Source organism: Nocardia macrotermitis (assembly GCF_009604405.1).
Taxonomy (GTDB): domain Bacteria; phylum Actinomycetota; class Actinomycetes; order Mycobacteriales; family Mycobacteriaceae; genus Nocardia; species Nocardia macrotermitis.
Genome location: NZ_WEGK01000032.1, coordinates 1 through 23,259, shown reverse-complemented (window position 1 = coordinate 23,259; position 23,259 = coordinate 1). Strand labels below are relative to the sequence as shown.

General features: G+C 65.1%; 24 protein-coding genes. 4 read left to right on the top strand and 20 right to left on the bottom strand.

Going from position 1 to position 23,259, the window contains the following annotated elements; translation table 11 throughout:
* Positions 1–238: 238 nt before the first annotated feature.
* The 4 genes from NRB20_RS36885 to NRB20_RS36870 all read right to left on the bottom strand — a co-directional run bounded on the left by NRB20_RS36885 (position 239) and on the right by NRB20_RS36870 (position 3,710).
* The gene (locus NRB20_RS36885) at positions 239–1,192 is read right to left on the bottom strand and encodes a helix-turn-helix domain-containing protein (protein ID WP_153416074.1); all 954 of its coding nucleotides are present in this window, start codon (positions 1,190–1,192) and stop codon (positions 239–241) included.
* A gap of 567 nt (positions 1,193–1,759) precedes the next feature.
* Entirely contained in the window at positions 1,760–2,011 is a 252-nt protein-coding gene (locus tag NRB20_RS36880; protein ID WP_153416073.1) for a cold-shock protein, read from the bottom strand.
* Between the two features lie 44 nt (positions 2,012–2,055).
* On the bottom strand, positions 2,056–2,523 hold the full coding sequence (locus tag NRB20_RS36875; RefSeq protein WP_153416072.1) for a hypothetical protein: 468 nt from the start codon (positions 2,521–2,523) through the stop codon (positions 2,056–2,058).
* A gap of 434 nt (positions 2,524–2,957) precedes the next feature.
* Positions 2,958–3,710 (bottom strand): hypothetical protein, encoded by a 753-nt coding sequence (locus NRB20_RS36870; protein ID WP_153416071.1) that lies wholly within the window; start codon positions 3,708–3,710, stop codon positions 2,958–2,960.
* 621 nt (positions 3,711–4,331) lie between these two features.
* On the opposite strand from NRB20_RS36870, the gene NRB20_RS36865 reads away from it, so the two are divergent.
* Both NRB20_RS36865 and NRB20_RS36860 read left to right on the top strand, forming a co-directional pair.
* The gene (locus NRB20_RS36865; RefSeq protein ID WP_153416070.1) at positions 4,332–5,198 is read left to right on the top strand and encodes a helix-turn-helix domain-containing protein; all 867 of its coding nucleotides are present in this window, start codon (positions 4,332–4,334) and stop codon (positions 5,196–5,198) included.
* Positions 5,195–5,533: a DUF397 domain-containing protein gene (locus tag NRB20_RS36860; protein WP_153416069.1), complete on the top strand. Its 339-nt coding sequence runs from the start codon at positions 5,195–5,197 to the stop codon at positions 5,531–5,533. The genes NRB20_RS36865 and NRB20_RS36860 overlap by 4 nt, the downstream gene beginning before the upstream one ends.
* 254 nt (positions 5,534–5,787) lie before the next feature.
* On the opposite strand, the gene NRB20_RS36855 is transcribed toward NRB20_RS36860, so the two are convergent.
* From NRB20_RS36855 to NRB20_RS36835, 5 genes are all read right to left on the bottom strand, one after another.
* On the bottom strand, positions 5,788–7,449 hold the full coding sequence (locus NRB20_RS36855) for a thiolase C-terminal domain-containing protein (protein ID WP_153416082.1): 1,662 nt from the start codon (positions 7,447–7,449) through the stop codon (positions 5,788–5,790).
* 10 nt (positions 7,450–7,459) lie between these two features.
* Positions 7,460–8,446 (bottom strand): MDR family NADP-dependent oxidoreductase, encoded by a 987-nt coding sequence (locus NRB20_RS36850; RefSeq protein ID WP_153416068.1) that lies wholly within the window; start codon positions 8,444–8,446, stop codon positions 7,460–7,462.
* 73 nt (positions 8,447–8,519) lie between these two features.
* Positions 8,520–9,284: an SDR family NAD(P)-dependent oxidoreductase gene (locus NRB20_RS36845; RefSeq protein WP_153416081.1), complete on the bottom strand. Its 765-nt coding sequence runs from the start codon at positions 9,282–9,284 to the stop codon at positions 8,520–8,522.
* Positions 9,285–9,461: 177 nt separating this feature from the next.
* Positions 9,462–10,418, bottom strand: a complete 957-nt coding sequence (locus NRB20_RS36840) for a hypothetical protein (protein ID WP_153416067.1) — start codon at positions 10,416–10,418, stop codon at positions 9,462–9,464.
* Between the two features lie 151 nt (positions 10,419–10,569).
* On the bottom strand, positions 10,570–11,667 hold the full coding sequence (locus tag NRB20_RS36835) for a Rieske 2Fe-2S domain-containing protein (protein ID WP_153416066.1): 1,098 nt from the start codon (positions 11,665–11,667) through the stop codon (positions 10,570–10,572).
* Between the two features lie 118 nt (positions 11,668–11,785).
* Between NRB20_RS36835 and NRB20_RS36830 the strand changes: the two genes are divergently transcribed.
* Positions 11,786–12,760, top strand: a complete 975-nt coding sequence (locus NRB20_RS36830; RefSeq protein ID WP_153416065.1) for a LysR family transcriptional regulator — start codon at positions 11,786–11,788, stop codon at positions 12,758–12,760.
* Positions 12,761–12,843: 83 nt separating this feature from the next.
* Here the strand turns inward: NRB20_RS36830 and NRB20_RS36825 are convergent, their stop codons facing one another.
* Both NRB20_RS36825 and NRB20_RS36820 read right to left on the bottom strand, forming a co-directional pair.
* The gene (locus NRB20_RS36825) at positions 12,844–14,019 is read right to left on the bottom strand and encodes an acyl-CoA dehydrogenase family protein (RefSeq protein ID WP_153416064.1); all 1,176 of its coding nucleotides are present in this window, start codon (positions 14,017–14,019) and stop codon (positions 12,844–12,846) included.
* Position 14,020: 1 nt separating this feature from the next.
* Positions 14,021–15,070: an acyl-CoA dehydrogenase family protein gene (locus NRB20_RS36820; RefSeq protein WP_153416063.1), complete on the bottom strand. Its 1,050-nt coding sequence runs from the start codon at positions 15,068–15,070 to the stop codon at positions 14,021–14,023.
* 418 nt (positions 15,071–15,488) lie between these two features.
* Between NRB20_RS36820 and NRB20_RS36815 the strand changes: the two genes are divergently transcribed.
* Positions 15,489–16,118, top strand: coding sequence for a TetR/AcrR family transcriptional regulator (locus NRB20_RS36815; RefSeq protein WP_153416062.1), 630 nt, complete (start codon positions 15,489–15,491; stop codon positions 16,116–16,118).
* A gap of 293 nt (positions 16,119–16,411) precedes the next feature.
* Here the strand turns inward: NRB20_RS36815 and NRB20_RS36810 are convergent, their stop codons facing one another.
* From NRB20_RS36810 to NRB20_RS36770, 9 genes are all read right to left on the bottom strand, one after another.
* Positions 16,412–17,899 carry an aldehyde dehydrogenase family protein gene (locus NRB20_RS36810; protein ID WP_153416061.1) on the bottom strand — a complete coding sequence of 496 codons (1,488 nt, stop codon included), beginning with the start codon at positions 17,897–17,899 and terminating at the stop codon, positions 16,412–16,414.
* 24 nt (positions 17,900–17,923) lie between these two features.
* A complete protein-coding gene (locus tag NRB20_RS36805; RefSeq protein ID WP_319945871.1) occupies positions 17,924–18,697 on the bottom strand; it encodes an SDR family NAD(P)-dependent oxidoreductase in 774 nt (257 codons plus the stop codon).
* Positions 18,694–18,861, bottom strand: coding sequence for a hypothetical protein (locus NRB20_RS36800; RefSeq protein WP_153416060.1), 168 nt, complete (start codon positions 18,859–18,861; stop codon positions 18,694–18,696). The genes NRB20_RS36805 and NRB20_RS36800 overlap by 4 nt, the downstream gene beginning before the upstream one ends.
* An 11-nt stretch (positions 18,862–18,872) precedes the next feature.
* Entirely contained in the window at positions 18,873–19,646 is a 774-nt protein-coding gene (locus NRB20_RS36795) for an SDR family NAD(P)-dependent oxidoreductase (RefSeq protein ID WP_319945870.1), read from the bottom strand.
* Entirely contained in the window at positions 19,643–20,038 is a 396-nt protein-coding gene (locus NRB20_RS36790; protein WP_153416058.1) for a TauD/TfdA dioxygenase family protein, read from the bottom strand. The genes NRB20_RS36795 and NRB20_RS36790 overlap by 4 nt, the downstream gene beginning before the upstream one ends.
* Positions 20,039–20,046: 8 nt before the next feature.
* Positions 20,047–20,382: a hypothetical protein gene (locus NRB20_RS36785; RefSeq protein ID WP_153416057.1), complete on the bottom strand. Its 336-nt coding sequence runs from the start codon at positions 20,380–20,382 to the stop codon at positions 20,047–20,049.
* A 9-nt stretch (positions 20,383–20,391) separates the two neighbouring features.
* Positions 20,392–21,681: an aromatic ring-hydroxylating oxygenase subunit alpha gene (locus NRB20_RS36780; RefSeq protein ID WP_153416056.1), complete on the bottom strand. Its 1,290-nt coding sequence runs from the start codon at positions 21,679–21,681 to the stop codon at positions 20,392–20,394.
* Positions 21,682–21,720: 39 nt separating this feature from the next.
* Entirely contained in the window at positions 21,721–22,911 is a 1,191-nt protein-coding gene (locus NRB20_RS36775) for a CaiB/BaiF CoA transferase family protein (protein ID WP_153416055.1), read from the bottom strand.
* A gap of 28 nt (positions 22,912–22,939) precedes the next feature.
* On the bottom strand, positions 22,940–23,259 hold a 320-nt coding region (locus NRB20_RS36770; protein WP_264766422.1), incomplete at its 5' end, for an enoyl-CoA hydratase/isomerase family protein.

The following is a 23,259-nucleotide window of genomic DNA, read 5'->3' as shown; positions in this document are numbered from 1 at the left end:
CCTCCCGGTAACGATCCGCCCCACCGGGAAACCTCGCGTTGCTACCATTCGAATCATCTTGTGCACCAACCAGATAACGATCGAAAAAGGGTAATCTCGATCCAGGCGGAACACGCTCGTCGCTTTGTACACCCGAAGTCCGCCCCACGCAGCTGGTAGACGATGATGCGAGCAGCTCGACTGCGCTTCAGAACACCGTGGTCTCCTCACGAGACGGCCGATGCCCCGCTCCGGATTGTTACTGATCAACAGGCTCTCCGGGGTCGGGATCTGTTCGTGCCCAGTACTTTTCCTTGATATTTCGCATGACTTCCATGGACGTCTCGGGGCTCTGTGCTACGTGGTCCAACTGCGTCACCGCATCGTGATATTGATCGATATCGCCCTCATCGCGGAGGTACAGGCATTTGGGGTAGCCCTTCGCATAGACGATGGGGGTTTCGAGCCACCCACCTGCCGGGCTCGGCCCGAATTCCATCAGGGTGAACCCACCCCGATACAGCCCGATGTGGTTGCCCGCGTCCGCGGGGATGACCCGCACGTTGACGTTCGGCAACCGGCCGATCTGTTCCAGATGCGCCAGCTGCTGCGCCATCAGCGCCGGATCACCCATCAGATGGTGCAGCACCGATTCCAGCAGAAAGACTTGTACCTGAAAGGCTCTGTCGTACAGTCTGATCCACCGTCTCCCCGCATACTGTCTCCAGTATTCGATATCCTCATCCGAGTCGTGCGGATACCGCATCCGACGAACGAGCTGGTGGTAATCGACGGTCCGCAGCAGACCCGGCACCATGGTGTCGGCGAACACCGTCACCGTGCTGGCGACCTGCTCGAGCTCGACACGCCCCACGAACCCGGCGATCACCGCACTCGGCCCGCCTTTGTGTCGCGCGGCGCGTACGTGCTGCACGAACGCCGTCAGCGCCGCGCGCTCGCTGTCCCCGGCCTGGTAGATGTTGCAGAGTTCGGCCACATGCAATTTCGAGATCTGCGTCGCCTGACCATCTTCCAAACGTCCGATGGTTTGCGGCGACACCTCGATCGCCCGCGCGGCCGCGGACTGACTGAGCTTGGCATTCCTGCGCAACGCACGCAGACGACGCCCGAGTTCCTTTTGCTCCAACCCTGAATCAATCACCGATCCACTTCCTTCGATCCCTTGATGAACACGAACACACCCCCGCTTCACGCCCTCGACAGCACCTCCCCGCCACGGCTGCCGTAATTCGGTTGTGCAGCAACACTTTCACTCCGTCGGCCCCTCTGGTGCGGGACAGTCGAGGCCGCGCAACTGCCGAAGATCGGCGATCAGGTCATCGAGCATCCGCAGAATCCGCTCACCGCCGGAATCACCCTGGTGGTCACCGGGCCCGCACCGATCGCGCTCGCTCTCGAACTGTCGGTCATCGCCCACCATCGTCCCCGTCCGGCGGCGGCGCACCGGAACGTCGACTCGAACCCGATCTCGACCCGCACCCACGCGACGACGATCCGAACAGGGCAGTAATGAACATGGGAAACCCTTTCTCACACTGGTGATTTCGTTCGACGACATCAGCGACCTCGGTGTGCAGGACGGTCAGCACCGCACAAAGAACCACACAGTCGTCGAGGGGATGGCCGTGGTGGATCTCGGCCAGTTCCCGGGCACGTTCGATGGTTGGCGAGTCGAAAAGCTCGACCGTGCACAAACATTCGGCAAGTCGACCATCAGCGGGGACGAACATGTGCGGATACCTCATCGCAGCCACCGCCCTCACCGGCGTTCGGGCACCGCGGCAGGCTGCGGTTCCCCACCAGGACCGGCCAGAATGCGTGCGTTGACCGCCTTGGGGCCCCGAAGCCCGACCTCGATGTCGAACACGACCGCGTCCCCAGCGACCGGGATACGCGCATCCCGGTCGGCCAAGCCCGAGAAGTGCACGAACAAGTCCTTCTCCCCCGCACCACGAGCAATGAACCCGTAGCCCAGCTTCACGTCGTACCACGCGACAATTCCCGTCTTCATCGACAAATCACCTTCCTGGCCATCCACTCTCTGGACAGAACCGGTCAACCGCAGCGGCGGGCACCATGCACAGCCGCATCGGCGATCGCGTCAACCACCGTCGCCAGACTCGGGCGGGTCCGCCCCTGGGGCGGATGCAACCAGACCCGCCGCGGGTCGCCCGGCGACGGCAACACCACCGTGGCCCTCGGGAAAACCGGAATCGCGCCAACAGCGAACAGCCGCAACGTCATACGCTCGATATCGACAGCTGGACTGGCGACGTCCGCGAGCAGTACCCACATCCGATGGCCGTGATGATCGACCGAGAACACCGGCACCTCTGACAACCCCGCCGTCACCATCCGCCCCAGCTCCGGCGCGACGATCACCCCGGATACCGATCCGGTCATCAAGTGGACCGCGCCCAGAACCACGACGGTGTCGAACCCGAATTCTCGCTCATACACTCGACAGCGGTCCTCGACCTCCGCCGCGTAGGTCCTCGTTTCGGGCATGGTGGTAGCGCTCATCGTTCTCTCCCAAGGCTTTTCAACGACTACTGCCTGAATTCGATTACGTCGGAACATGGATGGCGAGGACTAACACCACAGTTCTTGATAGGGCATGACCGGCATCCATGGCTGCACCTGATCGTCGATACATGTCTTCACCAAATACGCTGCGGCAGTAGCGAAATTCTCAGCCACACTTCGCTCGGCACGGAAGTGCAAGGGCTCCCCGTCGTCGAACCAGACGCTCAGATGACACTCTGTCATCGATCACCGCCCCGGGACCTCCGCATCGACGCCGCCGGGGATCCGGAGCGAGGCGGACGTTGCGCCGAATGATGCTTCCGGCCATAGAGATCCGTGATCCGCTCCCCACCCGCAGACCTCGAATACGCATTGTTTGCCCTGTAGATCTGGGCTATCGGCTTGTACCAAACCGCACGATGCACCTGAGTTCACGGGCCCGCGCCGCCCCCTACTGGCGACACGGCAGTTCTGCGACGCCATGCCCCGGAACCAGCCAGCTGGATGGTTCCCCGATCACCCAAAGACAACTCGCACCACGTCAGTGTTCCACCGGTAGCACTATCACGACGCGACCATCGCGAACAGCGTTGGCGCACAACGTCGGAGACCGGTTCTGCCGTGTGGTTCTCCGATTCGTGGATGTCGAGCACGAGCGCACGCGCGGTCCGCAACAACCGAATTCGTATCTCGTCCAGCACGTCCAGTGGCTGCGTGGAGACCCTCGATCCGACCAATTCACGCAGCACCGACTCGACATCCTCGGCGAGATAACTCAATCCGGCCCGAGACAGGTACCAGCACGCCTTCAACAGCGAGACTTCCACCGCCGTCGCAAAAGCCTTCACTCGGAACTCACCGACGAGTGCCGAGATCAGCTCCGTTGGCGGCATGCCGCCCTCGGAGCCCGGCAGGTACAGCACGCGCACATCCGGCCGCAGGCTGGAAAGCTGTTGCAGCAGAGACGATCTCGATACCGACAAACCATCCAGATGTTCGGGCCCCGGAACGATGACGCTGCCACCGCTCCGCCGCAGTTCGAGCAGCAGCGCACGCCACGCTACCGGTATGACACCGCGTCTACCGGCATCGAGCAGGATCCGAATGTCCGTCCCCTGTCGGCCAGCCACCGTTCCTATCGCGGGCATCAACTGACCACCGAAGAAGCGATCCGCGCCGACCACCAGGGCCCACAACGCATCGATCGGCGGCAAGGGTTCGGCAAAGACCCGAACATGCCCACCGATCTCCGCACCGAACCGCCCGATGCGTTCCTCGACTTCGCCCGCCGTGTTCCGCAGGAGCGCCAAGCGCATATAGCCGTACATGTGCTCTGTCATCGGCGAGTCAACACCTCGCACTGCCCCTTGCCTCCATCGGAGCTCGACACGTCAGGCCGCCGCCACGGACACCGACTTTCCGCGAGGCCGACCAGTTCGAGTCCTGTCAAGCCGAGCGTCGACGCCTGTGACTGGATGCGGGCGAACTCTTCCGCAGCCCGAAGCGCGGTCAGGGCCTGTTCTCGACTCAGTCTCCGGCCAGGCAGAAATGAAACGGTCCATCCTCCGACCCCCGCCGAGCTGGCATAGTGGCTGGTCACGTCGCTGACGATGCGCGACCGGGTTATCCGTACTGCCATCCCCATGACCCTCCTTCAGCAATCTCTTAACAAGATGCATCTCCAAGTGGTGATGCACATCATATGTCGTCATTTTAGTAAAATAAAGACCCCGATCCGTAGTAACTCGATCGATACACGCTGTAGTAGGGTGTGACCAGGGATCCCCCTCCGGAAGGGAGCGTTCATGACTGTGTCGTCACCGGTAGCGGACTGGGAGTTGCGGCTACGCATTCGCGAGCAGGCCGAACGACACGGCTTGAAGGGCGGCCAGATGGCCAAGGCCCTCGGGATCACACCGCAGTACTGGTCGAGCCTGACCGGCGGGAAGGTCCTGTTCACCAGCGAGCTGCTCGAGAAGACACTCGACGTGCTGGAGTTCGGCCCCGACGACAGACACGAACTACTCGCCCTTCGCGAAAACGCAAAGGGCCGTGCACCATTCGCCAACTACAGTGCACTCTTCGACGAATCGTTCATGCGGCTGTACGGGCTCGAGCAGGGCGCACAAGCCATCAGAACGTTCGAGACCAGCGTTGTCCCCGGTCTGTTGCAGACAGAGGACTACATCCGGGCCATCATGCGCTCTACGGCAGCGACGAGACCGGCCGAAGCCGAGCAGCGAGTCCGTGCGCGGCTGGAACGCCAACGCCGACTGGACCCGCCCGCCCCACTACAACTCTCGGCCGTGATCAGCCAGGCTGTTCTGATGTCCCGCGTGGGCGGGCCGCAAGTTCACCAGAAGCAGCTGCTCCATTTGCGGGATATCGCCACGGATCGTTCCGACACCATCGATCTGCGAGTGATTCCGTTCGAATCGGGCGACTCGCTGGCTGGACTCAACACCGCAACGTTCCACCTGATCGACTTCCCCAGCGCGCGGCTTCCGACCGTTGGCTGGCTGGAAACTGCCATCCACGGCGAACTCACCGAAGATGCACGCAAAGTGGACGCGATGCAATACTTGTACGACCAGGTCAGGGCAATCGCACTGAGCCCGGAGGACTCCCTCCAGCTCATCGATCGCATCGCTAAGCAGACAGGACAATCGTGACCACCGAGTTCTACAAGTCCACCTACAGCGGCGCGAACAACAGTTGTGTCGAGATCTCCCACCGTGCGAACGTCGTACTGATCCGCGACAGCAAGTACACCGGCCCCACAGCATCCCAGCCCATCGTGAGCATCCCCGCCGAACGGTGGACCGAGTTCACCGCACTGGCATTGACCGGCACTTCCGCGCGACTCGACAACATCGCGGTCCTCGACGTGCAGAACGATGGCAGCGCCTCGGTCACGGGCCCAGCCCATGCGCTGAGCTACCGCCCGGACGAATGGGACGCGTTCATGAAAGGCATCGCCGACGGCCAGTTCGACAGGCCGCTGTAGCAGCAGCCCCTACCTCATCACCACCAAACAGTGATAAGTCAACATCCCGTCCAGGCGTTTCGGCGCGAACTACGCGTGGGTGCTGTGCGCTGCGATAGCCCACATCCTCTTGCGCGCGGTCGTGGCCCGTCCCCAATGAATGAGACCCTTGCCATACGGCCCGTCGTCGGGCACGTCAGTGACGACGGTTTCGGCCCTGTGGACCAAACCAGCCGCTCGAACTACGCCGTCCGGCCAGGCCCGCGCCGGCAATGTCATTCGGTGCGCAAGAGTACGACTCCGCTGGGCGTAAGGCCACCGGCGCTGACTACAGCGACGTGCGCGTTCCGGACTTGGCGCTCGCCGGCTTCGCCGCGCAATTGGGTGACTGCCTCGTGGAACAGACCCATGCCGTGGGTTCGACCGTGGGACAACTGCCCGCCGTGGGTGTTGATCGGCACGACGCCGGAGCGGCCGATATTCGTGCCGCCGTCCAGGAAGTCCTTCGCTTCACCGATCCCGCAAAACCCGAGAGCTTCGATCCACGACAGACAGTTGTAGGTGAATCCGTCGTAGAGCTGTGCGACATCCACGTCGCCGGGCCGCAGGGTGGTTCTGGACCAGAGATGGGCGGCTTGGCCGAGCACCTGCGGTTCGTGGGTCAGCGTGCTCTGGTCGCGCAGGACACGCTCGATGATCTGCGTACCGACGGCTTCTACGAGGACGGGGCGTTTGGGCAGGTCGTCGACGGCGTCGCGCGCGGACACAATGACGGCCACTGCGCCGTCGCAGGGCACGTCGCAGTCGTAGAGGCCGAATGGGGTGGTGATCGGGCGTGCGCCGAGATAGTCGTCCATCGTCATCGGCGTGCGGTAGATCGCGGTCGGATTGAGCGCGGCGTTGGCACGCTGGTTCAGCGCGATCCAGCCGAGGGTTTCGCGAGTGGTCCCGTAACGGTGGAAGTGGCGCTGGGCTCCCTGGGCCAGGGTGTGTGCCGCCGAGGTGGCGCCATAGGGCACTATCCAGCTGGCGGTTCGCCCGGTCGCGGCGTCGGCGATGCGGCCCTGGCGGACCAGTTCGGTGTGGCTGGATTGCCACAGTGTCCGGAAGCATAGGACGTGGCGCGCCAGGCCCGCAGCGACCGCCAGCATCGCCGAGATCACCGACCCACCAGGCCCGAACGTCTCCGCACCGCCGTTATGCCAGGTGGGACGGATGCCGAGGACCGCTTCCAGGGCATTCACCCCGCCTTCGCCGAAGCCACCGGCCTCCCCTCCCGCGCCGGGATACGTTGCCAGTCCGTCGATGTCGGCGAACGTGAGGCCAGCGTCGGCGACGGCGGCCTCACACGCCTGCACTGTGAGCGCCAGTGGCGGGACCATCAGTCGGCGGCCGATCTCGGACATGCCCACACCGGTCAGCGCGACGGCATCCTCGAATTTGGTGGTGCGGACCATCGGGCGGACATACTCGGCGAAACGCTCGGGTGGGATCTCGTCGTCCGGAAGCTCGGCCGTCGCATCAGGTTGGCCGACGGGGCGGAACAACGGAAGCCATACGTCCTCGATGTGCTCGAACACGACCTCCACGGACTGGCCGATCCGCAGCCGCTCCGGGTCGGAGTCGATGATGTTGGTGGTCAGCCGGATGCGGCGATCTTCGGCGAGTGCGACTTCTGCTATGACGTAGGGGGTCACCAGGCCGGGACAGTCGAAGCGGTGGTTGACAGTGAAACTGCACACGACTGCCTGGCCCGACACCGCTTCTATGGCGGCGTTGCGGCTACGGCACCATGGGCACACCGGTCCGGGGGGATGGCGGTACGACGCGCAGTCCGCGCATTTTTGAAACCGCAGTCGCCCGTCGGCTCCTGACGTCCAGTAGAAGGCGTTGTCATCGGTCAGTGACGGAAGTGGACGGGTCGATGCCGTCGGCATGGGGTTCTCCTCAAGTGGTGATTCGAAGTAGGCGTTTGCCGACGCCGGCGCCGGCGAGCATGTCGAGGTAGGCATGCGGGGCGATATCGAAGCCGTCTACAACGGTTTCCTGCGGCGTCACAGTCGTGGTCCGGATCGCGTCGAGAAGTTCGCGGCGGGCCCGGCCGAACTGCGCCACATGATCCCGGAGTGTCAGCGGAGTGACGCTGATCTGTTGAAACAGCAACGCGTCGAAGTGTTGCAGGGTCACCGGGTCTGGTGAGTTGTAGTGCGCGGCGAGCCCGCACAGGATCACTCGGCTGCGCAGTCTCATGGCTGGCAGAACCGCATCCATACTGGGTGCGCCGACGTTTTCGAACAGGACGTCCACCCCCTGCGGGGCGGCTGCTTTCACTTGCTGTTCGAGGTTGCCGGCACGGTGATCGATGCAAGCGTCGAAGCCGAGGACATCTACGACGTGACGGCATTTCGCGTTCCCGCCGGCCAGGCCGATCACCTGGATACCACGGGCCCGCGCCAGTTGACCGGCCACCGATCCCACCGTTCCTGCGGCTGCCGACACCACTAGGGTCTGGCCGGGTTCGAGCGCGGCGACGTGCAGACCGGCCCAGGCCGCCAAGCCGGAACCGCTGAGCACGCCGAGCGCGAAGCTGGGTTGTTCCAGATCTGTGACTCGCTCCACGCTGCGGGCGGTGAAGATCTCGAATTCCTGCCAGCGACCCAGCCCTGCGATCAGATCTCCGGCCCGCAGGCCGTCGGCCTTCGATTCGACGACTTCGGCGAGCAACCGGCCGTGAATCGTGCCGTCGGCCCAGCCCGGAGTTTCGCCATTCCAGCTTTGCATCGCGCGCGACAGGTAGGGGTCGAGGGCGAACATCGACACCTTTGCCAGGACCTCTCCGTCGCCCAGCGGCGGCAGCGTCAGCTCGGCGATATCGAAGTCGTCAGGGGTGAGGACCTCGCTGCGATGTTTCATCCGCCACTGCCTGGTGTTCATCTGTCAACTCCGGATCGGTTGTCCTGCACCGGCAACCACAGTTCCGCTCGGGTCGCTTCTACGGGGGCGACGGTCATTTCGGCGGAAAGCGGAGCGCACCGTCGAGCCGGATGACGTCGCCGTTGAGGTAGTCGTTCTCGACGATCGCCTGCGCCAGCTGCGCGTACTCCTCGGAACGGCCCATGCGCTTCGGGAACGGCACCTGCGGGCCCCAGTGCTGCTCGAGCTGGTCGGCAGCCTTGCCGTACGCGGGGGTGTTGATGGTGCCCGGCGCGATGCCGAGGACGCGGATGCCCAGCGGGGACAGGTCGCGGGCGGCGACCAAAGTCATGGCGATCACGCCGCCCTTGGCCGCAGAATAGTTCAACTGGCCGATCTGGCCTTCGTACCCGGCGATCGACGCGGTGTTGATGATGACGCCGCGGGCACCCTCCTCCAGCGGCTGGGTCTTGGCAATGGCCGCCGCCGACAGCCGCATGACATTGAACACAGCGGTCAGATAGAACTCGAGGGTCGTCTTGAACCCGTCGAGCGGCAGCGGGGACCCGTCCTTGCCAACGAGCCGGCCTCCCGTGGCGGGTCCACCGTGGGTGTCCACCGAGATCCGTAGCGGGCCCAGAGCCGCTGCCTCGTCGATAGCGGCCAGCAACGATTCCTCACTGGTCGCGTCGGTGTGCACATAGCGGATGCCCAGCTCGTCCTCGAGTTGCTTGCCCTTTTGGTCGGCGACATCAGCGACGACGACCTTCGCACCGGCGGCATGCAGGCGGCGGACGGTGGCCTCACCGAGACCACCGGTACCGCCCACGACCAGCGCAGAGCTGCCATTGATTCTCATAGGTTCTACCTCTTTCCCAGACTTTTTGATGGGCGACTTCATCTGTTCCCATACAGTGACGATGGGAAATCGGCCGACGTCGAGCACGTTTCCTCGACCGGTCCAACGACTGTCCAAAATGACGGGCCAGTGGTGTGGAAGACGGACGACCGACTACTCGCCCAACGCGAGATCGGTTCAGACCGTTGAGAATTCGAAGAGGCCAGGGACGCCACGAGCTCCGGTGTCCACACGCACGACAGCGCCGTTGCCGAGGGTCTCGAATTCGGTGCCGCGCCGGCGGAGGTCGTCGGTTTTGGCGGCGAGATCGTTCACGCCGATCCGGATCGCCCACGATCCCGGTCCCCAGGTGTCGAGAGACTCCCTGATCTCGCCTGCCGCCACCGGCTGCACGAGTTCCAGTTCTGCGCTGTACGGGTGGACGAATCGGAACACCGCGCGCAACACCCCTCGATCGGCATCGAGTGCGGGTTCCGCTGCGGGCTGCCAGTCGAGATTGTGGTCGAGCAGGGACAGAGTTTCCCGCAGATCCGGCACGATCCAAGAGCGGCGCAGCACGCGGACCATGGCACCGGGTGCGAGATCCGGGACCGGCGCCGGGTTGCGGAAGTCCTGCTCGGATGTGAGCAGCGCGTTGGTTTCGCAGATCTCGAGGAAGAGCCCGCCGTCGGTGTCGGAACTATAGGTCTTCAGGTCGTCGCCGCTCCAGCCCAGCCACAGCCGCGCGAACGGTACCGCGTCACTATCGCGCGGCATCTCGTAGACCGTGCAACCGCGCTGCATGAGACGCGCGTGGACGGCGTCGATGTCGGAGCAGGACAGTTCGTTGGCGTGCGTCTTCCACGGCCGGTTGCCTTGTGCGGCAAAGATATTGGGCAGAAACGGTAGTGTCCGGCGGGGATCCACCGCCGGGTCGACCGGTGCGAGAGCCATCGCCTCGATACGAGTCGGGGACACCTTCAGCGAAGGATGCACGCGGGCGAACAGGAACGTGAACCCGTATCCTGGCTCCTTCCCGCTCCACGCCGGACGCGGTTCCGGGAAGCCCAGAGCGTCGACGAAGACCCGCTCGGCGACGCTGACGTCGTCCACGATGACTTCGGCGTTGATCAAGAAGTCGAATTCCCGGGCCATGACCTGATGATTCCTTTCGTAACACTGCGAGACCGCTCGCCAGTGGTGGCGCACAGCCGATCCGGCACAGCCGGCCGATCGACGAGCCGTGACATGGTGGGCGCGAACGGTGTTCGCGCGAGAGAGGACGGTGCCGCGCTCACGGCCGTCCTCATGCGGAGGTCAGGGTGAAACCCGGGACACCATCGACGGTGTGAAGACCGCTGACCGGCGTGAGGATATCTGCAGCCCGTTCGCGAGGGTTGAAGAACTGCCTGTACCAGGTCCGGCCGACCTTGAATGGCCCGTCCTCGGCCATTTGCAGGATCCGTGTGGCCGGCTTCTTGTTCGCCCAGATCTCACCGTCCTCGGTGCCGAGCCCGTGAGCGAATGAGTTGTTGATCGTGGCCAGCATCTGTTGGGCCTGCTCGTCGGACAGTCCGGCGGGGCGCTTGACCATCGCGCACTGCCACAGGCGGGCGCACCCGTCATCGATCGGAGTGGTGGCGATGATCTGGGCTGCGTCCATTCCTTCGAAGCGCGCGGCGTTGAGCCCTGGCCCGATATAGCTGTTGACGGTGGTGATCGTATTGCCGGCTACCTCGACGAGCTCATGGCCGGCGCCGGTTTTCGACTGGCCGAGCAGGCTCTGCCGCTGCCGGTAGATGTGACCTTCCACCACGTTCTCGTAACGCTGAACCGCGCCTCCGTGCAGGTACTGCAGATGCGCGATATCGGAGTTGTTGTCGAACACCTCGATCGGATGGCACGGCAGGTCGGCCAGATGTTGCAGACCGGACCAGCGCAGCCAGTCCGGGTCGTCCCACTCGGGGAAGTCCGGCAGGTCGAAATCCGGAGGCTGCCCCTCTGGGTCGTTCCAGCAGAAGACGATTCCGTAGCGTTCCTGGGTGATCCAGCTCCGGACCCTCGCCAGTGGGCCGATCGCAGCGCGGGAGTAGGGGATGTCGTTGCAGATCCCGTCTGGGCCGTAGCGCCACCCATGGAACGGGCAGCGGATCGAATCCCCCTCGATCTGCCGCCCGGAGGTGACGGTGTAGGAGGCGGTGTTCCTCCCCAGATGCGTTCCCATATGCGGGCAGTACGCCCCCAGCATGACCGGTGCTCCGGTTTCCCCGCGATAGATCACCACGTCCTCGCCGAAGTAGCGGGTATTGGTCGGTGTGGTTGTGATCTCGGCACCGTCCGCAACAGCGAACCAGCCACGGGGGAACCGATACTCACCCAGCTTGTACTCTGCACTTGTCGCCATAATTCCTCGATGTTTTCACTTGTGGATTCGGCTTTCCAAAGCGTACGTCTGCCTCACGGCTACCGGCCAATACAAAATCGGGTCGCGAACCATGCCGGACTGATATGCTCCGAACACCATGAACACTGTCCGGCTCCGATACTTCCTCACCATCGCCGAGGAGAAGTCGATCAATCGTGCGGCAACCGTGCTCGGTATCGCACAGCCCGCATTGAGCCGGCAAGTGCGGATGCTCGAGAAAGCATTGGGTGTTGCTTTGTTCCACCGCACCCGCAATGGCGTACGGCTGACCGAAGACGGCGAAAAGCTGCGTACCGCGCTCACGGGCCCGCTACGTCAGGTGGAACTGGCACTGCAGAATATCGGCTCGCCCTTGGCGCAGATCGAGCGCGACGTCGTATTCGGGTTACCAGAGACGACCGCGGGCATGCTGGGTGCCCTGCTGATCAGCCGCATGAACTCGGTGTTTCCCAACGTCAGGATGCGTGTCGTGGTGCATGATCCGCACCGGCTAGTCGACGCCATGCTGCACTCGGAAGTGGATATCGCGGTGATTCACGGACCGTCTCCGGACGAGCGGCTGTTCTACACCGAACTCGTGAGCGAGGATCTCGCGCTGGTCGGCGGCGCAGACTCCGGCCTGTCACCGACAGTTCCGAAGAACTTTCGCGATTTGGCGGATCTTCCCTTCGTGTTCCCGAGCGCGCGGCCGGGAGTTCGCGACATTATCAAGAACGCGGCACTGCGACAGCAGATAGACATCAAGTTCCGATTCGAAGTGGATTCTCTGCAAATATCGAAGAACTTGATAGAGACCGGCGTCGCCTACGGCATCCTCCCACTATCGGCGTTCGCCGATGAAATGCGTGCAGGACGACTGACCTACGCACCGATACAGGACCCGGCGATAATTCAACATCTGGGGCTCGCGGTACGGCCCGAACTCAATCTCCCTCGCGAATTCGTCGTGCAATTCGGGCGACTCGTGGGAGACGAGACCGTCGCCCTGATCGAGAACGGATCCTGGTCCGCGACACTGTCGCCCGACTGGCGACCGGTCCCGCATGACCGACCGGGTTCGCGCCGGTGGTGACCGCGACCCGGCCGAGGTGACGAGTGAAAGTCACCGTCGGCGGGCCACAGGGCCACATCCCGGTACACCGGCCATCACGTTCGTCAGCGTTGCCGATGACGTGGCAGGCCGAGCCGGCGGGATGCGATGATGTCGAGCAGCACTTCGCTGGCACCCCCGCGAATGGTGTCGACGACACTCGAACGGAACCCGCGTTCGAACAAGCCATCCGCCGGCGCGTCCGCGGAACCCCATTGCACGATGCCCTCTCGGCCGAGGATGTCGACTGCGGCCTCGAAGTGGCGGATCGCCACCTCCGAGTTGTAGAGCTTCTGCATCGACCCCTCGACGCCGGGTAGTTCTCCCTTCGCGACCAGGAACTTCGTCCGCGCGATGAGCAAACGCGCTACTTCCTCCTCGGTGGCGATGCGGCCGATACGGGCGGCGACGATGGGGTCGCCAATCGGAGCTGCCCCGTTCACACCGTCTGTGGCGTGGGCCCAGGCCAGCAGGTCTCCGGCGGTTCTGCCTGCCGCCGCCATCGGGCTTCCCGCGCCACGTTCGAAGACCAGGGCGACCCGCATCACGTTCCAGCCGTCGTCGACGCCGCCGATGCGCGCCGAATCGGGCACCCGCACATCGGAATAGAACGTCGCGGTCGTCTCCTGCCCACCGAGGGTGCGGATCGGCCGATACTCGAATCCTGCAGCGTCGGTCGGCACGACGAACAACGTCAGCCCGTCGTGCTTCGGGGCCGACGGATTGGTCCGGGTCAGCACGAACACATGGCTTGCGCACTGCGCGGTGCTGGTGAACATCTTCTGCCCGTTGATGATCCACTCATCGCCGTCGCGCACCGCGCTGGTCTTGGCCGCCGCAGCGTCGGATCCGTTGTCGGGTTCGGTGTAGCCGAGCACGATCATGATTTCGCCGCGAAGAGCACCGCCGATGTAGCGCTGTTTCTGCTCCTCGGTGCCGACATGGCTGATGGTGCCGATCACCATGTGCGTCGTCGACCATCCGTCGGCACCCATTCCCCGCCGCGCGATCTCGGAGAAGACCGCATCGGAGAAGCGTGGATCGACATCGGTGCCTCCGTATTCGCGGGGCCATCCGGCACCGAGCAGTCCGTCGCGCGCGAAGCGGTGATGCAGTGCCATCGTCTGATGGACGCCGCTGCGGTGCTGATCCTCCACCCAGGCCGGTTCGATGTTGGCGTCCGCCCACGCGCGCGCAGCCACGCGGTACTCGGCCAGTTCGTCGTACTCACGGAAATCCATGTCAGTCGTCACTCCCGTTGTCGAGTTCACGTGCCAGCGCGGCGTATCCGGCTTCCGGGTCTCCGGCGGCCAGCAGACCCCACGCCTTCGTCCGCCGGAAGTACAGCTGGATCTCGTACTCCAGCGTGTAGCCGTAGCCGCCGTGGACGTGCAGGCTGTCGGCGCTGGCGCGAAATGCCGCCTCCGCGGCGTGCAGCGACGCCATCCTGGCGAGCCGCTCCGCGTCCGCAGTGTCGGCATCACAGGCCCATGCCGCCTCGTATGCCAGCAGCCAGGTGCCGTCCAGCACGGTGACATCCCAGGCCAGCCGGTGCTGTACCGATTGGAAGCTGCCGATCAGAGTGCCGAACGCTCGACGTTGCAGGACATAATCGGCAGCGAGTTCGATCGCCCGGTACCCGGCTCCGGCCAGCGCGCACGCGGTGAGCGCGCGATATTCCGATACCGCGCGCCGGTACCCGGCGACCGCGCCGGGTCCCTCGTCGACAACGATGAGCTGGTCCTCACGCACCTCGCAGTGGCCGACCGGGCAGGATCCCAGATTGGGGATCACCCGCCCCGGACAGTCGGGACCAATGTCCGGCTGGATCACCAGGACGAGACGGTCCTCGTCCAATCCGAGAACAGCATCGCTGACCGCGCCGGCCGGAACCAGCCGCATCCGGCCGTTCGCGGCCGGCTCGGGCGCAATCGTCGCCAGTCCTTCGCCGCTGAGGACCTTCTCGATGACTTCGTCGCCCGCGCCGCCGGTACCCACCAGCCTGGCCAGCAACCGGTTCGCGACACCGGCTTCGATCAGGGGTACCGGGGCCAGATAGTGTCCGATGCACTGCGCCGCGACAGCGAGATCCAGCAGAGTCCCGTCGCCGCCGCCGAACTCACCCGGCACCGCCATCTCCGGCAGGCCGAGCTCAGCGACTTTGCGCCACAGTCGCGGATCGAAGCCGAGTGGCTCCGCAGCGCGTACGACATCGGTCGGCGACTCCTTGCCGAGGAAGGCCCGCAAAGTCTCGTCGAGCGCCGCCTGTTCGGACGACAAGTTCAGATCCATCGGATCGATGCCTCCAAATCGGTGGATCGAGCGAGGCCGCTGATGTCCCGGTCCCCGCCGATGCGCCGCATTCACTCGTGGCCACGCTGCGCGGCCTTCTGTCTGATAGTCGGGTGGCACGACACGGCATTGCTCACGCGGCGGTATTCGCGCCGGATCGCACGACAACCTCCGGGTTGGACCCGGCTCGGCCGGACCGGAACCAGCTCGCTGCGCCACCGCCGCAGACTAACATGCTTACTAATCGTTCGTTAGACTTTTTTAAAAAACTACTGAACGTTCGTTAATCAGCTGTGCGTCGGAAGCCCGGCGGGTGGTGGCACGCGGGATAGCTGGGCGCATGGCCGTCACCCGCAGCACCCTGTCGTGCTGATGCGTGCGCGCACCGCGTATCGCGCGGGTGCTAGCGTCTCGGCTTGTGACCCAACTGACCGCGACGGAGATCCTGGACGCCGCCGTCGAGCTATTGGACAGAGGTCCGGCGGCCCTGACGATGCGCGCACTGGCGGACCGGCTCGAGGTCACCAGCGCCGCCCTCTACTACTGGTTCCCGTCCAAGGCCCACCTGATGGATGCCATCGCCGCACACGTCGCCGCACGCATCGTCGCCGGAGAATCGGAGACCGGCTCGTGGAAGGTGCGCTTGAAAGCGCTGGCAGTCGCGATCAGGGAAGCCGCGGTGGACCACCCGCAGACCTTCAACTGGGTCTTCACCAATTACGCTTCCCAACCGCCGCTGGCCAAGATCGACGAAGCGATGGTGGCCGTCCTGCTGAACGCGGGATTCACTGCGCGCCAAGCGCTTCTGGCCAAGGGGAGCGTGCTGCGATTCGTCGTCGGCGATCTCGGGCTGACGCAGAAAACCGAGGGAGACACCGACACGTCTGATCTCGACCCGGTGCAGTACCCGCACCTGAGCAGCCTGTGCGCCGACGACGCGGCGATACCTCCGAAGGACTACCTGGATTTCGGCCTGGACCGGATCATCGACGGAATCGCTGCCGAACGGCGACGCCGCATGCGCCGCCCCACTGAGGCAGTCGGCTGACATCACGCCGGATTGCCGATAGTTAATCTACTTAACGTCCGTTAGAGTAACGGTTGCGGGCCACGCAGACCGACCCTCGGCAGGATCCCCTGCCGAAGATATCGCCAGCGCTGCACAGACATTCACGTGCTGGGCAGCCACCGCGTCGATGAGTTATGTCGCGGCGCAGTCGTCCATCGGTCCGGACATCCTTCCCCGCGGAGTGAGCTGATGTGCTGCACGCGGTTTCACGAAGAAGTGACTGCGCTGCGGCCGGAACAGTTCCGGCCGCACCGAGTTTCGAATTGCCGGGCTCAGCCGAGTATGGACGCCAAGGTTTTTCGTTCCAGGAATTCTTCCAGGCCCGCGACGCCCATTTCGCGGCCGATGCCGGACTGTTTGTATCCGCCGAAGGGCGCGTCGGGGAAGAAGTAGTTCCCGCCGTTGATGCTGAACGTGCCGGTGCGGACCCGGCGAGCCACCGCGAGGGCACGATCGTGGTCGGCGCTGAACACCGCGCCGGACAGGCCGTAGGCGGAGTTGTTCGCGATCCGGACCGCGTCGTCGTCACCGTCGTGCGCGATCACCGCCAGCACCGGGCCGAACACCTCCTCCTGGGCGATCTCGCTGTTCGGATCGACGCCCGCGAGCAGTGTGGGCTTGTAGAAGTATCCCGGCCCGGCCTTCTCCCCGCCGGTCACCAGTTTCGCGCCCTCGGCCACCGCACGCTGGACCAGACCGTCGACCTTCTCGCGCTGCGCCGCGCTGATCAACGGGCCCATATAGGTCTTGCGGTCGTTCGGGTCGCCGAAGCGCACCCGGGCCATATTGGCGGCGACCAGGTCGACGACGGTGTCGTGGTCCGCGCGCGGCACCAGCAGGCGGGTGGTGAGTGCGCAGGCCTGTCCGGCGTTGAGGGTGGCGGCGAAGGCCGCGTACTGGCCGACGCCCTGGTAGTCGGCGTCGTCGAGGGCGATCGCGGCCGATTTGCCGCCGAGTTCCAGGAAGACGCGCTTGAGGCCGTTTCCTGCGGCGGACATGATCGCCCGGCCCACCGCGGTCGAGCCGGTGAAGGTGACCAGGTCCACGTCGGGGTGGATGGTCAGCGCCTCGCCGACCGGAACCTGTTGGGAGGAAAGGATATTCACCACACCCGGCGGGATGTCGGTGTACTTCTGGATGAGCTCGCCGAGGGCCAGGGTGATCAGCGGGGTCGCCGGGGCGGCCTTGAGCACCACCGTGCATCCGGCGGCCAGGGCGGGCGCGAGCTTCGCCAGGGCCAGCTGATTCGGGTAGTTGTAGGCGATGATCGCCGACACCACGCCCGCGGCTTCCTTCTCCACCCAGCGCCGATGCTGCTGGCCGAGATATTCGACCGGGCCCAGATCCTCGGTGAAGGAGTACGTCTTCAGCAGATCGGCGTAGTACCGCACGATCTTGATCGGATCCTCCAATTGTGCTGCGCGCGTGAGGGACAGCGTCGCGCCGACCTCGGCGATGGTGAGTTCGCGCAGTTCCTCGACGTGGTCGGTCAACGCCCGGTGCAGTTGTTCCAGACACCGGATGCGCAGACCGACATCGGTCGCCCAGACTCCGTTGTCGAATGCCCCGCGCGCCGCCGCGATCGCAAGGTGGGCGTCGTTCACCGTCGCATCGGGGGCATGGCCCACCAGGGCCTCGGTGGCCGGGTTGTACGACGGATAGGTCCGCTCGGCGTCGACGAGCCGTCCGCCAATCAGCAGTTGCCGGTCGGCCTTCGACTCGTCCGCGGCGACAGATGCCGCTGATCGGTTCGTGGTCATGATCGTCTCCAAAGATGTTCGTACTCAGGTATTTCGGCCACCGTTGACGCCCAGCACCTGCCCGGTGATGTATCCGGCGTCCTCCGAGACCAGGAATGCGCAGGCCGCGGCGATGTCCTCCGGTCTGCCCGCGCGGCGCACCGGCGTGAGTTCGGCGTGGTGATCCACGGTGCCGCCGAGCAGCCCGCGACTCTCCGAATTGCGCAGCATGGGGGTGTCCACGAAACCGGGCGGAATTGTGTTCACCGTAATTCCCGACGGACCCAGTTCCAGCGCAAGGGATTTCGTGAATCCGATGACACCGGCCTTGGCCGCGACGTAGTGACTCATGAACTGCTGGCCGGAATGGGCGCTGGAGGAAGAGATGTTGATGATCCGCCCCCACCCGGCGGCCAGCATGTCCGGCACGGCCGCCTGGCAGCAGTAGAACGTGCCGTCCAGATTGACCGCCAGGGTCCGCCGCCAGACTTCGTCGGTGATGTGCAGGAACTTCTTGAACCCGGTCAGCCCCGCATTGTTCACCAGCACCAGGACCGGGCCGAGTTCCGAACGCACCCGCTCCATCGCGGCGTCCACCTGATTGCGCGAGGAGATGTCGACCTCGCCGAAGGCCGTCGCCGAATATCCCGCCGCGCGGATCTCCTCGGCGACCGTCTTCGCGGCCGTACCGTTCAGATCCAGGATCGCGACCTGAAACCCGTTCGCCGCCAACCGATGTGAGATAGCCCGGCCGATTCCCGAGCCACCACCGGTCACCACCGCGACCCGTCCGGCTGTGTCGGCTGTCCGCTCACTCACGCGACTGCCTCCTCGCCGGCCAGCGACGCACGGTGCATCAACGGATAGGTGCGCGCCGTGTCGACGAGGCGTCCGCCGATCAACAATCGTCGATCGGCCTTCGATGCGTCCGCGCTCGCGGCGGATGCCGCTGATCGCTCAGTGGTCATGATGATCGTCTCCAAAATGTCGGTACTCAAGTATTCCGGCCGCCGTTGACGCCCAGCACCTGCCCGGTGATGTATCCGGCGTCCTCCGAGACCAGGAATGCGCAGGCCGCCGCGATGTCCTCCGGTCTGCCCGCGCGTCGCACCGGCGTCAGCTCGGCGTGGTGATCCACCGTGCCGCCGAGCAACCCGCGACTCTCCGAATCGCGCAGCGTGGGGGTGTCCACGAAACCGGGCGGAATTGTGTTCACCGTGATCCCCGACGGACCCAGTTCCAGCGCAAGGGATTTCGTGAATCCGATGACACCGGCCTTGGACGCGACGTAGTGGCTCATGAACTGCTGCCCGGAATGGGCGCTGGAGGAGGAGATGTTGATGATCCGTCCCCACCCGGCGGCCAGCATGTCCGGCACGGCCGCCTGGCAGCAGTAGAATGTGCCGTCCAGATTGACCGCCAGGGGCCGGCGCCACGCCTCGTCGGTGATGTGCAGGAATTTCTTGAATCCGGGCACGCCCGCATTGTTCACCAGCACCAGGACCGGCCCGAGTTCCGCACGCACCCGCTCCATCGCGGCGTCGACCTGACTGCGCACGGAGATGTCGACCCCACCGAACCCGGTCGCCCGATGCCCCGCCGCGCGGATCTCCTCGGCGACCGTCTTGGCGGACGTCTCGCTCACACCCAGGATCGCGACCTGAAACCCGTCCGCCGCCAATCGGTGTGAGATGGCCCGCCCGATTCCGGAGCCGCCGCCGGTCACCACCGCGACCCGTCCGGCCGTGTCGGCTGTCCGCTCACTCACGCGACTGCCTCCTCGCCGGCCAGCGACGCACGGTGCATCAGACGAAATGTAGCCCGGCTCGGCACCGCGTCGGTCGATCCGCCGATCTGCCAGTGGAACGTCCCCTTCCGATACGCGGCGAGTTTGCTCTTCGACGCATCGCGGGTGATCTTCTGTATCTCACGGTATTTCGGATGACTCCCCATCGGCAGCGGCACCACCTCCCCGAGCAGCCGCGCGAACGCGACCAGCTCGTCGTCGGTCGCGTGCGCCTCCCGGAACACCACGACGCCACGGTGTTCCAGGGCGTCCAGTGTCTGCGCGGCGATCTTCTCCTCGAGCAGATCGCCGCCGTGCACACCGTTGATCTCCACGCCGGTCGTGGGCGTGAGCTCGGAAAAGTTGTATTCCATACCGGCCCTCATACCGCGGGTTCGGAGACGGTGTCGAAGAACGCGGCGCCGGAGTCGGGGATCCGCGGCTGTTTGAACACGTTCACCGGATAGGAGACCATCACCAGCGAATACATCAGCCACAGCAGCCGGGTCTCGGCCTCGGGCAGTTCGTTCAGATCGAACGCATTGAGGTATTCGATGGCTTCTTCGGCGCGCGCGGCGATCGCGTCGTAGAACGCGTCGAGTTCTTCGATGGTGCTCGCGAGGCGGGTGTCGTAGCGTTCCTGGCGGGTGGGCTTGGCCCAGGTCTGGACCCAGGGTTCGAGTTCGCTGAATGCTGCGGGGAGAATCGCGGTCGTCATCGCCTGCTCCTATTTCTGGTCGAGGGCCTGGTGGGCGGCCACCGTGTCCCGGACGACCTTGTGGAAGTTGCGGATCATCAATTCCTGATCCGACAGATGGAATTGCCGGTTCGCGCCGGTCGCCAGCGCGGAATGGGTGGCCTCGACGGTGTTCGAGTCCTGCATCGCGAATTCGATGGTGGTCTGCGCGACCATCTCCTGCGCGATCCGTTCGGCGGCGTTGCGCGGGGGCGTGAAGTAGATGTCGAGCTCGTAGCTGTGCGAGTCGACCGCTTCGGGCCAGTACTGGTAGGTGATGTAGAAACCGCGCGCCCAGATCTGCACCGAGAAGTTCGGGAACAGCCAGTAGGCGTCGTTGCCCCAGGACTTGATCCCGCCCGGATTCAGCACGCTCGGCAGCTCACCGAGGTCCGGGATGTCGTCGGGTCCGAACAGGCCGGCGCGGAGCAGTTTGTAGATCCAGCGCTGATCCCGTTTCGCGGGGCCGAGTTCGCCGGGCTTGCGCGGCGGCAGCGGTGGCGGGCCGGGCACCGAGTTCAGCATGTGCGAGGTGAACAGGTCGTAGTAGTAGGCGTCCGGCGGCGGCACCAGTTTCTCCGCCTTCGACACGTCCGGATTGATGAACCGGCCGTGCACGTACGGCGGGTGGTACCACTCCAGGATCGTGTCGATTGACAACTTCCAGTTGCCCTTGACCCGGGTCTTATAGGCGTACCGCTCGGTCAGCTGCTCGAACGGGTAGCTCTCCACTCCGGTGAACTTCTCGCCGAGGGCGGTGCGCAGCGGCTGCGCGTGCGGGTCGAAGTTCACGAAGACGAATCCGGCCCAGGTGTCGCAGTGCAACTGCGGCATGCCGAGGGCGTCCTTGTCCAGGTCGAAGAACTGGTCCTCGTTGGTGACGTGCGCGACCTTGCCGTCGAGCCCGTAGCGCCAGCCGTGGTATTTGCAGGTGAACTGGCGGCAGGAGCCCGCGGTCTCCTCGGCCGGATGTTCCTGCCACACCACCTTGTTGCCGCGGTGCGCGCACACGTTGTGCAGCGCCTTCACGGTGCCGTCGGCCTGGCGCACGATCACGATCGAGCCGAGGCCCGCGAGTTCGCGGGTGAAATAGCTGCCGGTGCGCGGAAGCTGTTCCATCCGGCCGACCTTCAGCCAGGACCGCTTGAACACCGCCTCCCGCTCGGCGAGGAAGAACTCCTCCGACACCGCGTCGTCGTAATCGACCGGGCCGGTGCCCAGTTCCGGATACTCGGGCGTGAACTTGCCACGCCCGGTGGCGAGTTTTTCCTGAATTGCCATGACACAACCTTTCTTTCGTCGTGGTTGAGGAAAATCGGTTCAGATGACGCCCGCGGCACGCAGGCGGGTGATCTCCGCCGCGTCGCGGTGCAACAGTCCGGCCAGCACCGCCTCGGTGTCGGCCCCGAGCGCCGGCCCCAGCCAGCGGATCTCGCCGGGAGTGCCGGACAGCGTGGGAAGCACGTTGGGCACCGCCAGCGGCCCGATGCGGGATTCGGCGGTGGTGACGGTGCCGCGATGGGCGAACTGCGGATCGTCGAAGATGTCCGCGATCGAATTCAGCGGTCCCGCGGGAACTTCGGCCGCCCGGCAGCGGGCCAGCGCCTCGTCCCGGGTCAGGGCGCCCGCCCACGCGGTGACCAGCGCGTTCACCTCGTCCCGCGCCGCGAGCCGGGAAGCCTTGGGGCCGAACCGGTCCGGCTCGGCCAGCGCGGGATCGCCCATGGCGCGGGCCAATCGGGCGAACATCTCGTCGTTGGAGCAGGCGATGGCGATCCAGCGGTCGTCGGCGGTGCGATAGTGGCTGTGCGGCACCACGTTCACGGTGTCCGCGCCCATCCGCTCCCGCACGAAGCCGAACTGCTGATAGGCCGGCGCGATCTCGTCCAGCACCCGGAAGATGGGCTCGTACAACGCCATGTCGACGCACTGGCCGGCTCCGGTGGCCTCCCGGGCCCGCAACGCCAGCAGCACCCCGACCACTCCGTAGAGCCCGGCGAGGTAGTCACCGAGCGAGGTGGATCCGGGGGTCACCGGCGGCCCGGCGGGTTCGCCCGCCAGCAGCGACAATCCGGCGTACGCGTGGGCGACCCGCGCGAAGCCGGGCTGATCGGCCAGCGGGCCGGTCTGCCCGTAGGCGGACATGCGCAGCAGGATCGTGCGCGGATTGATCGCCTGGATCTCCGGGAAGGAGAGCCCCCAGCGTTCCAGCACGCCAGGACGGAAGTTCTCGATCGCCACATCGGCCTCGGCGACCAACTCCCGCAACAGTTCCCGTCCGCGCGGATCGGCCAGGTTCAGCGTCACCGAGCGTTTGTTGCGGGCCTCCGACAGCCACACCAGGGTGTCGCCGCAGTCGGTCTCGGTGCCGAAGCGGCGCAGATGGTCACCGCTGCCGGGACGTTCGATCTTGACGACATCGGCACCGAACTCGCCGAGCACGGTCGCACAGTACGGACCCGCGATGTAGGTGCCCAGGTCCAGAACCCGCACTCCCTCGAGCACATGCATGTGAATCCCTCCGGCACTGTAGGTTTCGTCAGCCCTGCGGTTCGGGCCCGGTCCCGCCGCTCCAGGGCTTGTCGTCCCAGGCCCGATCCAGCGCCTCCATCCGGCCCCCGAGCGGGAAGAAGCGACGCTGGGCGTAGGTCTCGAAGCCGATGCCCTGGCCCATCTGGTCCAGGAAGGCGCGTTTGAGTTCGTGGGTGAACAGCTGGCGGGTGTAGCGCAGCGTCAGCGGCGGGCGCTTCACGAGTTCGCGGGCGAGTTCCCAAGCCCGGTCCAGCACTTGATCTTTCGGCAGCACCTCGGCGACCGCGCCCCAGTCCAGCGCCTCGCGGGCGGCGAGTTTCTTACCGG